This window comes from Aliiglaciecola sp. SL4 (assembly GCF_041538045.1).
Lineage (GTDB): Bacteria > Pseudomonadota > Gammaproteobacteria > Enterobacterales > Alteromonadaceae > Aliiglaciecola.
Genome location: NZ_JBGOSE010000006.1, coordinates 101,469 through 114,496 on the forward strand (window position 1 = coordinate 101,469; position 13,028 = coordinate 114,496).

General features: G+C 40.7%; 9 protein-coding genes. 2 read left to right on the forward strand and 7 right to left on the reverse strand.

All coding sequences use genetic code 11. The annotated features are described in order from the left end of the window. Positions 1–117: 117 nt before the first annotated feature. Positions 118–1,044, reverse strand: a complete 927-nt coding sequence (locus tag AB6T38_RS10660; RefSeq protein ID WP_372547304.1) for a phospholipase A — start codon at positions 1,042–1,044, stop codon at positions 118–120. Between the two features lie 317 nt (positions 1,045–1,361). After that, positions 1,362–1,796, reverse strand: coding sequence for a hemerythrin domain-containing protein (locus AB6T38_RS10665; protein ID WP_372547305.1), 435 nt, complete (start codon positions 1,794–1,796; stop codon positions 1,362–1,364). A 250-nt stretch (positions 1,797–2,046) separates the two neighbouring features. On the opposite strand from AB6T38_RS10665, the gene AB6T38_RS10670 reads away from it, so the two are divergent. Further along, positions 2,047–2,457: a DUF2177 family protein gene (locus AB6T38_RS10670; RefSeq protein WP_372547306.1), complete on the forward strand. Its 411-nt coding sequence runs from the start codon at positions 2,047–2,049 to the stop codon at positions 2,455–2,457. Positions 2,458–2,592: 135 nt separating this feature from the next. Here AB6T38_RS10670 and AB6T38_RS10675 read toward each other — a convergent pair whose 3' ends face one another. Beyond that, positions 2,593–3,840 (reverse strand): glutamate-5-semialdehyde dehydrogenase, encoded by a 1,248-nt coding sequence (locus AB6T38_RS10675; RefSeq protein ID WP_372547307.1) that lies wholly within the window; start codon positions 3,838–3,840, stop codon positions 2,593–2,595. Next, positions 3,837–4,940 (reverse strand): glutamate 5-kinase, encoded by a 1,104-nt coding sequence (gene proB / locus AB6T38_RS10680; RefSeq protein WP_372547308.1) that lies wholly within the window; start codon positions 4,938–4,940, stop codon positions 3,837–3,839. Before proB ends, AB6T38_RS10675 begins: the two co-directional genes overlap by 4 nt. Before the next feature lie 328 nt (positions 4,941–5,268). Here proB and AB6T38_RS10685 point away from each other — a divergent pair, with 328 nt between their 5' ends. After that, positions 5,269–5,745, forward strand: coding sequence for a MarR family winged helix-turn-helix transcriptional regulator (locus AB6T38_RS10685; protein ID WP_372547309.1), 477 nt, complete (start codon positions 5,269–5,271; stop codon positions 5,743–5,745). Between the two features lie 166 nt (positions 5,746–5,911). Here AB6T38_RS10685 and AB6T38_RS10690 read toward each other — a convergent pair whose 3' ends face one another. From AB6T38_RS10690 to AB6T38_RS10700, 3 genes are all read right to left on the reverse strand, one after another. Beyond that, a complete protein-coding gene (locus AB6T38_RS10690) occupies positions 5,912–9,649 on the reverse strand; it encodes a translocation/assembly module TamB domain-containing protein (RefSeq protein ID WP_372547310.1) in 3,738 nt (1,245 codons plus the stop codon). Then, positions 9,646–11,394 (reverse strand): autotransporter assembly complex family protein, encoded by a 1,749-nt coding sequence (locus AB6T38_RS10695; protein WP_372547311.1) that lies wholly within the window; start codon positions 11,392–11,394, stop codon positions 9,646–9,648. Before AB6T38_RS10695 ends, AB6T38_RS10690 begins: the two co-directional genes overlap by 4 nt. Before the next feature lie 109 nt (positions 11,395–11,503). Continuing rightward, positions 11,504–12,841, reverse strand: coding sequence for a magnesium transporter (locus tag AB6T38_RS10700; protein WP_372547312.1), 1,338 nt, complete (start codon positions 12,839–12,841; stop codon positions 11,504–11,506). Positions 12,842–13,028: the final 187 nt, after the last annotated feature.

A 13,028-nucleotide genomic window follows, 5' to 3' on the forward strand; every position in this document is an offset into this window, starting at 1 on the left:
TATATGAAAAACTTTATTTACAATTGTCGGTTTTCGATTGACGGCGCAATAAATACAGACCCTTTCGTAGTTTTTACATTTTATTTTTAAAGTGTTTCCTAGAAATAAGAATATTTATTATAAATATTTGAGCTGAATCCCTATTCCGTATCGCTGTTGGTGACGATTGTAATCAATCAAAGAATCGCCGTATCCGTTAAAATATTGGAAAACCACATCGTATCGTTTATTTAAAGGATAGGTGATATTCAACTCAATACTGCCTTTATTATCTGATTTTAAATTGTTTCTTAATAAAGTAAGAAAATTGAAATTGCCGACTTTCTTACCATAACCTATTTCAAAGTGGCCTAAATAATCAGTAATATCTGGATTGTCATCGCCTTCAGGGCTGTTGATGGTTTCCTTTTCATCTTCTGGAATTCGATACCAAGCTTTTAAATAGTAAACTGAATCTTTATCGCTAAACAAAGCAGAAGCATATAGGCGGTTCCAACTTCTAGATTTTAAACCACTTTGTCCATTGGAATTATGATTTAAACCTAAGTGAACTTGGTCGAATTTTATACCTAGAAAACGATACTGAGTTTTCCAAAAATAGAAAATCTCTGGTTCGTAGTTGGTTTCTCGAAATGGCTTTGATGCTTCGTCATTGTATACTTGCCAAAATGAGGTGACACTGAAACCCGCGTATATCCCTGATAGGTTATCTTCATTTATATGGATCGGCAGTTTCACACTGATTTGATATTTTGCTTCTAGATTATCGACGTTCTCAGAATCCAGTTCTGTCACACCAATAGTATTAGGGTCTTTTACATAAGAAATTGGCAAAATATAATTGGTTTTGTACTGGGTTATTGCGAAAGGGATTTTTAATGCTAGATCATCAGAGGCATCGCGCTTTTCAGTGATGGTTTCCTCGGTCTCAGCCGGTTTAACTTCCAACTCCGAATCACTAATGACTTGGGCCATAGTGAGTTGACTACTAAATAGACTGATAAGACAAACAAAATTCACTATCCTTTGATTTAAACGTGCCATAGAAGTTGCTGCTCTGATGAATTAAGTGGAGGGATCTTTTCATTATTTACCGCCATTTAAAAGCATAAAAGTAAAGTTTTCCATAAATAATCAACATTACTCGTAGCTGGCTTTAAAGTTTCGGTGGAATCTATGCTGTAGCTTTTCTAGGTTTTGAAATCTTCATCCAGTGATAATTTAATTTGGTTAGTAGCAAGGGGGTAAACAATCTATCTAATAAAAAAAACCACCGCTCTCGGTAGTGATGAGAACGATGGCTTGCTCTAGAATTCAATCAGAGCAACAGGACCCTAAGTAAGGGGAGAGGAACAATTAATTTAGTGGGCTTTCTCCATTTCACCTTGATACTTGTCAGCAAGGTTATCTTTTTGAGAAGCCGATAATACTTTGCCTGCTTGTTGGAAAAACTCTTGTTCTTCCTCTGCTAAGTGGTGTTCGACTAAATGTTTAAGCTTTTTCATGGTTGCTAACCAAGCAGGTGATGTCATTTCAGTCTCATCCAGCTTTTCAAGTAACTCATCAATTTCATGGTGCTCAGCAATAGCATGTCTTGATTGTTCAATAGTTTGATCAGACTTCATCAACGGCGAGTAAAAATAACGTTCTTCGGCGATAGCATGATCTATAAGCGCTTGTTTTAGTTCGGCATAAAAATCTCGACGACTCTCAGTATCTCCTGAGGTTTCGACTAATATCTTCATCAGAAGACGTTGCTTTTCATGATCTCTACGAATTGCTTCAAAAATTTCCATTGGATTCTCCCTAACAAATGTTATTTGATTAAAATGGTCATTACTAAGTAGGGTATTGCGAACTTAATGCCATAACGTATCAGTTAATTTAAGTTATTGAAAAATAATGATTAACTGTTTCTTAGAGGTTTTCAAAAGGTAAGCCATCAGCCTTGGTGACGGAAATTATTACAGCGCAAATGTATCTTTTTCAGACTTGAGGGGTATAAATACCTGATGTTTAAATTTAAACAACCACAGGGAGTAAAAAGTGAAGTCATTTTTCATTGCTTATGGGGGAGTTGCGGTCTGTTACCTTATTTTGGATGGTATCTGGCTGGGGGTAGTTGCTAAAAATAGTTATCTTGAGGCCATGCAGGGGATGTTGCGAGAGTCTTACCCTATGACTCCTTGGGTAACCTTCTATTTGTTGTATTGTGCTGCGGCAGTGTATTTGGTGGTGCTGAAAAATATAGATGCACAGTGGTGGCAGGTGTTTTTAGACGGCGCTGTTTTAGGCTTAGCGGCTTATGGTGCCTATAATTTAACGAATTACGCAATCTTGGAGGGATGGCCGTTAGGTATCACCCTGAAGGATTGGGCATGGGGAACCTTTGTCACTGCTACAAGCTGTTTATCTGGCTGGTGGTTGTTGTCTTATGTTAATCAAGACAGTTTTTGAAGGATGTGATCTCAAGGTGTCTAACTGAGAAAGGTCACAAAAAAATGCGAAAGCGATTGCTCGCTTTCGCATCTACTGAAGTGTTTATTATATTGCGCACTGATCAAAGGGCACAACACTTTCTGGGCATATTACCTAAGCGCGTATTTGGCCGTTGCCATTCACTAAGTATTTTTCGGTGGTTAATGACTCTAACCCCATGGGTCCATAGGCATGTAATTTTGTGGTTGCTATACCTATCTCGGCACCTAAGCCTAATTGACTGCCGTCGGAGAAGCGCGAAGAGGCGTTAACCATTACTACAGAGGCATCAACACTGCGCTGGAAACGTTTAGCAGATACTTCGTTTTGAGTACAAATTACCTCAGTATGGTTACTACCGAATTTTGCAATGTGATCTAGAGCTTCGTCCATGCTGTCGACTGTTTTGATCGCAATTTCCAAATCTAAATACTCTTCACCGAAGTCTTCATCTTGAATGACATTGCAACGTGCAATGTGCTTGGCAGAGCGTTCACAAGCGTTGATTGTCACTGAGTGACGAAGTAACACATCGCTGACGATGGGCAATATTTGTTCGGCTATGTCTTTGTGAATAACCAGCCCTTCAATTGCATTACATACGCCAGTGCGCTGAGTTTTGCCGTTAATCAACAATTGAATTGCTGTTTCAAAATCAGCATCGGCGTCAAAATAGAGATGACACACCCCTTTAAAATGCTGAATGACAGGTATCTTACTATTTTCGGTAACATAATTGATTAAGCCTTCTCCGCCGCGAGGGATCACTACATCAATAAAGTCACGCTGCTCTAATAATTCCTGCATCAACTTTCGATCAGGGTTAGGTACAACAGTAATAAGCTCAGGGGGTAAACCATGCTCGATCAATACATTTTGTAGAATTTCTGAAATCGCTTTACTCGAAGCAAGCGCTTCTTTACCACCACGTAAAATTACCGCGTTTCCTGATTTAAAGCATAAGGCCCCAGCGTCAGCTGTAACATTAGGGCGTGCTTCATAAATCATGCAAACTACCCCAAGAGGGACCCGCATTTTACTAATTTCTAATCCGTTGGGGCGTTGTCCCAATTCACGTTGGATACCCACAGGGTCGGCTAGATCGACTATGGTTTCAATTCCCACAGCCATATCTTCTACTCGCTGAGTATTCAAAGTGAGTCGGTCCATCATGGCATCAGATAATTGTGCTTGTTTAGCATTATCTAAATCCACTTTATTTGCTTTCAATATATGTTGCTCGCCATTTCTCAGGGCTTTAGCCATGTCTCGTAATACACGGTCTTTCTTGTCGGTATCTAATACCGCTAGTGTTCTGGCTGCTTTGGCAGCCTGTAGAGATAGGTCTCTAATTAAACTCATTGTTTCTCCAATAGTGCTATATTTTTCTCCGATATTATCGGCCCAGTCTGACGCTGAAATTCGTTGGCAAAATCTTGATCGGTCTGCTCAGCAATAAATGTCAAAAGACAACTGCTGTAGTTTGAGCGTGCTTTTGCTAATCGAGTGCCGTCGTCTTTACGTACAAGCACAGTATCGCCAACTGAAAAGCTGCCTTTGATTTCGAGAATTTCATCACTTGTCAAAGACTCTTCGTTATCTAAGGCTGAAATATCCACATCATTGTCTACCACTACCACACCTTGCTCTTTGGACGTATGTTTCATCCAATGCTCGTGTTCTTTCATGGGGGTTTCATAAGGTTGGAAGTGAGTGCCAGGGTTTTTGCCTTCCAGCAGCATGTTAAAGGTTATTTCGGTAAACCCATTGACGATAAAGGTATCAATGCCATGGGAAACCGCTTTTTCAGCCGCTTCAATCTTAGTCCGCATTCCGCCTGTACCGGTCGCGCTGGTGGCTCCACCAGCCATTTTATAAATGCTTTCATCAATCACTGAAACCCAAGATAAAAGCTTGGCATCATCGTGGGTATGCGGGTTTTTGTCGTATAGACCATCGATGTCGGAACAGATGATCAGCGAATCTGCGTCAGCTGCTCCTGCTACCATAGCCGCTAGGTTGTCATTATCACCTACACGCAAGTTGTCGGTTGTTACGGTATCATTCTCATTAATGATAGGGATAATGCCATTTTCGAGTAAGGTGAAAATAGTTTCACGAATGCTCACATAGCGTTCCCTATCTCTTAGGTCACCATGGGTCAAGAGGATCTGTGCAGACGGAAAGTCGAACAAACGGTCCCATGTCGCCATCATTTCGGTTTGTCCCGCTGCAGCCATTGCTTTTTTGATAGCAATGTTCTCAGTTTCACATTTAAAAAGGTGGCGTCCTGCAGCCACTGAACCAGACGAAACCAAAACTACTTCAATTCCTTTAGCACGACATTTAACAATAAATTGTGCGATTCCCAATAGAAAGTGTGAACTGCATCCTTGATTTTTAGGTGCAATAAGTGCGCTTCCCACTTTAATTACGATTCGTTTCCAATTAAACGTATTCATTTTTCCTGCTTAGTTATTTTTAATAAATTTGATTCAAGCTAATTAATTGTATTGAATTAATTAGTGTACGAACTATATTATCCCTTTTTTTGCTCAAATAAGCAACGACGGGGGGTATAAGCAAGTGGTGGCATTTGTTAAAACAATGATCATGATGGATAGCTATTTACCCTAACCACTGGTATGTGAATTTATATTCAGATAACTTGAATTATTATTCATCTTTTCTCTTATAAATAATTATGATTAATTATATTAAAACGCTTTTTTATTGCGCTATTTCCTTTATTTGGTAGAGTTCAATGCAAATTATTGATTAAATAGCATCATGAAAAAATACGAATCCCTTTTAGTTTCTCTGCGTAAAGTCATCCGCGCAATTGACTTGTATTCAAAGAAATTGAGTAAAGAAACTGGCTTAACCGCACCGCAACTTATTGTCTTACAGCACATTTCTTACAGCGATGGGGTTATGGTGAAGGACATAGCAAACAGCATAAATTTAAGTTCTGCGACTGTAACCAGTATTCTTGATCGGTTGGAAAGTCGGGGATTTGCGATCCGTGAAAGGTCTGCGATTGATAAACGTAAAGTCGAAATTCATCTCACAGAAGCAGGCAAAGAGGCAATTAAAGGCTCACCTACCTTGTTGCAGCAACATTTTATTGCCCGTTTTGAAGCCATGGAAGAATGGGAACAATCGCAAATGCTTGCGACTATGGAGAGAATGGCTTTAATGATGAATGCTGAAGATATCGATGCCGCGCCCCTGTTACAAGTCGGCGGAATTCAAGCCCCTGAATAAGGAGTGTCCAGTTCATACCAAGTTTAGCTAGTTTTAAATTGTTTAGTGTTCTAATTGATTTGCATAAAATTGATTCAAATAGCCATTTAAATGAATTTAGCGCTAACTATCGTGGATGAAATTCAACAATTTCTGAGTACAATTTATCTCTGTTATGGAATTGTCGTTAATCGTTATCAGAGCTGGAGTTAGACTCCAAACTAAACTGATAATATATGTCCAAAGCTTGTTCAACACCGCTAGTCGCTTCTAGAAATAGTTTTGGTAATATCTGGTAACGCAAGGCAACTTCCGTTGACGAATCAAACACATTCACGCCGTACCTTAATTGCACGCCAGGCGCTATATTTCCAGATAAAGAAATTTGTGTACCATCATCACCGCTATTTGCGCCTAAGGCTAAATCTTCGATACCTAATTTCCGGCCTAATTGATCTACTTTATTTTCACTTCCTGTAAGCCCTTGGCTAAGCAGAGCAGCGGCAAGCACTTGGTCATTAGAAGCTTGGCTTTCACTGCCTAAACTGCGACCCATTAATAAATAAGATAAGGCTTCGCTTTGTATCAGCGTTGGTTCGGAGAATATTTCTACTGAAGGTTGCTCGGCAGCACCTGTCACCTTAATACCTGCAATTACGTTATCCTCGGTTTTAGTTTCGTCACGAATAGCCCTTATGTCCAAGCGAGGGTTATCTAAGGGGCCAGAGAAAATAATATTGCCTTTCTGAATCACTAAATCTTGCCCATAAGCTTGATAAGTACCATTGATTAAACTGAGGCTGCCGTTGCCTGTCAGTTTCTGGTTTGACTGTTTTAATTCTATAGCGCCACGAAGGTCGGTTTCTAAACCAAATGCGTCTAGTTTTACATCATCACTTTTTTGCGGATCAATATTGACACTGAACACCATATTTAGGTCACGAGTCGCGGTTTTTTCCTCAATTGGCGCGTTGAGGATTACAGTGTCCTCAGAAGGGGATTGAGCATTTTCCGGTAGATCTTTGACTTTAATGCGAGCATAAAATACATCGGCGTTACCAGATACATTAATCGCATCCTGAGTCATATCTATTTGTAAGTTTGGTGAAAATCGGGTTCTGACTATATCGCGATATTCCAATTCAAAAGTATCGCCCTTCAGGTTAAAGTCACCAATAAGCTGTTCTGACCAATCCAGAGACCCCGAACTACTTCCTTTGCCGTTACCAAATTTGAAATCTCCATTTAGTTTGGCACTTTGACCGCCAAATTCTATATCTTGGTTCCAGTCTGACACTCGTCCAGGAATTTGTTCTCCCGTGAAATTGAAGTTTTTGAGTTGCAACTTACCATTTAAAAGTGGTGTTTCTAAATCACCAGAAAGGGCTAAATCTCCGTTAACTGAGCCTGATAATTCAGTCAATTGTGGGATTAGTTCTTGGTATGGCTTAGCTAAAATTTGGGTTAATTTTACCTTCCCTTGCAAACTACGCTTCTGTTCAAGTTCGTTCATGGTTAAGTCTACACCAATAGCACCTGAGGCTTGGGTTTGAAAATCGAAATGGGATACCAGTTGTTCACCATCTATAGACATATCAAAGGCTAACATTTGCATCTCTATGGGTTTTTTTAGACCCTTAATAGTAATATTGCTTGGTGAAAAGTGTCCTGCAATAGTTGCAACGGGTAAGGTATTAACTACCCACTTACCTTTAGCGGTAAAATAAAACTGGGTATCGGTGGATATATTCTGTAACTGGGGTACGAATTGACTCACCACTTGTAATAACTCAAGTTGATTACCATGCACGTCGAATTGCGCGACTTGTTCTTTGAAGCTGGCTTGATTAACACATAACTCAGCTTGCTGATCATTCCAGCAGTGCGCATCTATCTGATAGTGTTGATTTTGCCAGTCAGCTATTAGTTGCGGCTTTTGTTGCTCTATAGAATAAGCCCCCCATTGACTGGTGAAGTTGCCTTCTACCCATAAACCTGTCCACTTAGTTTGTTCAAGTTGTCCTTCGATTCTGGAGTTTATTTTAAAGGCTTGGCTATCCACCAACGTTATCAACTCATGTCGCTTTCCATCACCACTGAGCTCTATTTGAATATTATTAATTAATTGTTGATTAATCACTAATTGCTCAAGGTCTGTGCGGATATCAAATTGTTTGTTCTTGTCCCACTTAACCTGTCCGTTAGAAACTAAGCTGCGTAGTGAGATTGTTTGGAACTTAAGTTGAGAGGCTGAAAGTTGATAATCAATCGCTGGCTCAGTCAAAGTTCCAGAAACCAATGCGTTTAGTTCAGTGTTTCCTTGTAAGTCTGGATAGAGCTGAGTTAACTCTTGACCGTTAAGGCTTATGACGGCTTCCAGTGCATTCTGAGTATCCAACTTTCCGTTGATGGATAGTCTGTTGTCACCATTAGACAGCACTAAGTTTGGGATCTCGAGCCCCGTACTTTTATCATAAAAAGCCTGGCCGTTGGCTTCAAGAGGGTAACCTAGCCAATCACCATCGGCGCTCAGTTGTTGGACATTTGCTTGCAGGGTTTTTGGGCCATACACCCCATTGTGTTTTAAGGTGGCGTTAATATTTCCCTCTAAATCCGCCCAGAACAATGACGGTTGGATTTGTTCAACTTGTGTATTGCCTTGCCAGCGAGCTTGGTCGGTTAGAATAATCTCTGCGGTGCTATTTATATTTCCACCAAGAGTCTTAATTTGTCCCTTGTTAAGTTGAATTTTTTGATTGTTACCATTTGCCTCAATTTGTACCTGAGTTTCAGGAATATTGCTTGCCGACAAGCTAGTTAGTAGGTCAAATTGGTAGTTTTCTAAATCACCCTTTAAGCTAAGATTGCCTGACGATATTTGGATAGGCTGTTCTAACGGCAGAGTTAAAGGTTGCCAGTCAATTTCTACATCTACGGGTAATTTTGATGAATTTAATGTGGCCGAACCTTTGGCTGTGCCATTGATATCGCCCGTCGCCTGAGTGTAAAACTCTAACGCGTTTAAGTCTCCATCAGCTGTGGCTTCCACAGTTAGTTGATTTTGATGATTAGTCGTTGTCTTAAGAATACTTGAAAGGGCTAAAACATAATCTTGACTTAGGGTTAGATCGACTTGCAGGTCGACTAGTTCGTGTTGCAACTCAAAGTTATTAACTGCAAGGCTGCTATCGTCGATACGAATTGCTGTTACTAAACGCTTAAATGCAAAGAGTTCCTGCTCATTTTGCAGCACAAGGGCGTTGCTAATATTTATGTTTTTAGCATCCAAATCAATGGGGATCTTCAATGGCGGCAATTCAATGGGGTGATATTGCCAACTAGATATTTGTGCAATATCTATTGGGGTTGGTTGTTTTGCAACTGACGGTTCAGGATTTGCTAAAAGGATTTTCGGTTGATTAATTTCTAATGATTCTATAGTTAAGACATCGTGCATATTTAGGTTGGCGAATAATGACTGCCAAGAAAGGATGGCGACGTTTTCAATCTCTACCAATAGGTTGTTGAGTTGGATGTTCGGCGCAATCACGGCCACCGGTAAAGTAACTTTCTCAACACTTTCTTGATTGTCGGTAGACTCAGTTTCTGCCACGAAAACGGTGGCGTTAGCCAAGGAAATATCACTTAGGCAGACTTGTATTAGCATACTGCAAGACCAATCAATGTTGGTTTTGAAATTGCCTAGGTCAACATCAATAGTTTCTGATTTATACTCGATTTTGGGTAATTCAAGGGTACCCAATAAACCACCCGATTTATGCTCAATTCTAAGGCCCTCAACTGAGTTGTTAGCGATGGCAATGATCGCTGAAGTTCCCCATGGAGTGAAAAGAAAACCTAGCAAAGCCAATAAAAACAACAGTATAAATGCTGTCCATTTCCCTGTGCGTTTTAACCACATCATAAAGCTGGCCCCATTGCTAAATGCAATCGTACTGAATTGCCGTAATCACCATGACCACTGGCGAGGTACACTCGTATGGGTCCAACTGGTGACATCCAACTCGCTCCAATCCCCACGCTATAAGCTAACTCTTGCAAAGGTTCATTACTCGCTCCACCGACATCAGTGAATATTGACGCTCGCCAATCATCTGCCACAGGGTAACTGTATTCTAAACTTGCAACATTCAAGTATCGCGCCCCTAAAAGCTCACCTTCTTCTCCATCTTCATCAATTTGGCTAGGCGCTAATGATTGGTATGCAAACCCTCTGACGCTTTGGTCGCCACCAGTAAAGTAACGTAAATCGGATGGCACTTGAGCAAAGTCACTGGTAGAAAGAGCGCCCACCTCTGCACGTGCCAAAAATCGATGATCTCCAATACTGCGTAACCACTTAGTTTGGAAAGTAACTCTGGCTAAGTTGATATCAGAAATAACCGCATCACTTGCCGTTTCTATGGTGAGTTGCTGCATATCACCCCAATTAACATCTAAACCTCCTCTACTGCGATGACGGGAAAGTGTAAATCCGGGAATCAGCAGGGTAGTGGTTTGCTCTGGAGTTTCAGCTTGTTGGAAGCGTGATTGTTCTAAGCGAACGAAAGCGATTTTGTTCCACTCGTTATCTTCACCGGTCCAGTGTCGCTGCAAGGCTAAAGAGATGGTGTCACTGTTCGTATCATTATCATATATGGATTTTAAGCCAAACTGTGCGGTAACGTAGTTGTTCAACGGATCTTCAATTGGAATTTTGTATCTAACACTAGCGGTTTGTTTGGGTTCTGACACATAGATATCAGCACTCATACTGTGACCACGGCTATTCACCCAAGGTCGTTCCCAGCCGAGGGTAACCCTAGGTCCAGTATCGGTAGCTCCTCCTAAGCCCACATCGAAAATATCTCTTGGTCGACTTACCGCAACCACTTCGATGGGAACCTGATTTTGTTCCGCTTCTTCCAATAGCGGGCGGGCAACTACTTGCCTAAAGTAATCAGTTTGTCCCAAACTTTGATTAAATTCGCCTAACTTAGATGCCAAATAAGGTTCACCTACTTTAAATGGCAAAACCTGCATAATGAGTTCCGAAGCTCTTTGGTCCTGTGGAATTTTTAACTTACCAAACTGATAACGAGGACCTGTCTGATATTCGAGACGTATTTCGGCAGTACTAGACTCCACATCAACCTTTATTTCACTGGTTGTAAATTTACTATCAAAAAAGCCTCGATTTAAAGCGGCAGAGTTAAATTTGGATTTGGCGGATTTATATTTGTTATGAATTAGTGGCTCCCCTTTTTTAAGCGGAAGTGAGTTAATTATCGATTTAAACCCTTCGTCATCTTTACCTTCGCCGGTAACTATGACATCCAGTTGAGTAATTTTTACTTGTGGACCTGATGTGATGGTAAGTTCAAGTGAGCTGCATTTCTCAGGGGAATCGAAACCAATAGAGTCAATTGACACGTTATAGTAACCGAATGCCTGACTAGCTTCGGTGACTTTATTCTCAATAGTAATTTTTTCATCTATCGATAAACTACAATCGGCTGGAGCCGAGAGGGTACTAAGATGAGCAGTAATATTAGTTTCTAGAGCGCCATCATCGACACCCTCTAATGCCACGTCAATTCCTAAAGCCTGCCCACTACTAATAGTAAGGAACAAGCTCAATAACCAAGGATTTTTTAATTCTTTAAACACTAAATAAATTATCCAACTAATTCAGACCTAATAACTAAACTATTGTTTTAGCTATTCTCAACACTATGCATAAGCAAAATTCGTGACAAAATAAAAGACGTCTAAGTTATCAGAGTAAAAAGAGCGCACCTAAACCAAGAAAAGCCACAAAACCAACAATGTCAGTGACAGTGGTTAAAATGACTGAGCCGGATAACGCAGGATCTAATTTTAACTTATCCAATAACACGGGAACGCCCACGCCAGCCAAAGCTGCCACACATATATTGACTAAAATTGCACTGCCGATAACCAACCCTAACATAGCGCTGCCAAACCAATAGGAGGCAACTGAAGCTATAACAATGGCCCAAATTATGCCGTTTAGTCCACCAACTTTGAGTTCTTTGATTAAAAGCGCTTTTAAATTTGCCGCATTGACCTGCTTAAGGGCCAAGCCACGAATAATCAAGGTTAAAGTTTGACTCCCAGCAATCCCCCCCATACTGGCTACTACGGGCATTAAGACCGCAAGGGCCACAACTTGTTGCAAGGTTGCTTCAAATAAACCAATAAACCAAGACGCTAAAAAGGCGGTAAGTAAATTAATTCCTAACCATAACGCACGGTTCTTGGCACTTTTTTGCACCGAAGAAAAAAGATCCTCGTCTTCATCCATACCGGCACTGGCCATCAGTTGACGCTCGTACGATTCATTCAGTAATTCACAAGCGGCACCAATATCCACACGCCCTAAGAACTGAAAGTTTTCATCAACTAATGGTAAGCTCGTGTAACCCGAACGTTGAACGTTTAATGCTGCACTATTGCAATCATCACTGGCTTTCAAAATGGTAATGTCATCCTCGGCAATATCTGCTAAATGTGTGTGTTCAGGCGTCGAGTAAATTTTGAAAAGCTTCACGGCTTCAGAATATTGTCCTGCTCTATTAACTAAATAAATACAGTCTGCGTAATCTGGAATTTCCCGTCGTAAAAAGCGTTTTGCATCGCTGACCTTGGCAGATAAAGGTAAAATTAGGTTTTCTGAATTGCGCCAGTGGCCTATTTGTTCCTCAGGATATTGATTTGCACCTTCGTACAATTGCCGTTGTTTTTTATCCATGGCCGCTAGGGCAAGATCCAACAAACGGCTATGTAAAGAGTCTGATAATTCTAGTAAGCTTTCCGCATCAACATCCGTAAATAGGGCTTCTAGTTCTTCATCTGGTGTGGCTGCTAGCAAGGTTTCTCGTGGATCGCCACGCATTTCTACCAAAACATCGAGTTGTTTATGGCGAGGTAATGCATGCCATGCACTTAAACGTTGTTCTAGAGGTAAAGACTCTAACAACAGCGCTATATCGGCTTCGTCCTGAACGGCTATTTTACTATGCAACGACTCGCTGTCAGATTCATCATCGAGATTGACTGCTTCGTGGATTAAATCGGAAATTTGCTCTGACATTCTGCCTCTACCTTAGTTTTTAGCGCTATTGTGTACGTGGCTGAAAACGTTAACGTTGCTTATGCTCTTATAATCAGATTAATTTGGTTAAGATAAGTGGTATATCACTTTTCAAGCTCTGTGAGGCTTACTTCTATACCTCTATATTGCCCGCTTAGTCACCAGTTTTTACCCTGTTAAGCAAAAG

Excerpts from the sequence above, each read along its gene's own strand:
- AB6T38_RS10685 (WP_372547309.1), top strand. The coding sequence starts at position 5,269 with ATGAAAAAATACGAATCCCTTTTAGTTTCTCTGCGTAAAGTCATCCGC.
- AB6T38_RS10675 (WP_372547307.1), bottom strand. The coding sequence starts at position 3,840 with ATGAGTTTAATTAGAGACCTATCTCTACAGGCTGCCAAAGCAGCCAGA.
- AB6T38_RS10665 (WP_372547305.1), bottom strand. The coding sequence starts at position 1,796 with ATGGAAATTTTTGAAGCAATTCGTAGAGATCATGAAAAGCAACGTCTT.
- AB6T38_RS10660 (WP_372547304.1), bottom strand. The coding sequence starts at position 1,044 with ATGGCACGTTTAAATCAAAGGATAGTGAATTTTGTTTGTCTTATCAGT.
- AB6T38_RS10700 (WP_372547312.1), bottom strand. The coding sequence starts at position 12,841 with ATGTCAGAGCAAATTTCCGATTTAATCCACGAAGCAGTCAATCTCGAT.
- AB6T38_RS10690 (WP_372547310.1), bottom strand. The coding sequence starts at position 9,649 with ATGATGTGGTTAAAACGCACAGGGAAATGGACAGCATTTATACTGTTG.
- proB (WP_372547308.1), bottom strand. The coding sequence starts at position 4,940 with ATGAATACGTTTAATTGGAAACGAATCGTAATTAAAGTGGGAAGCGCA.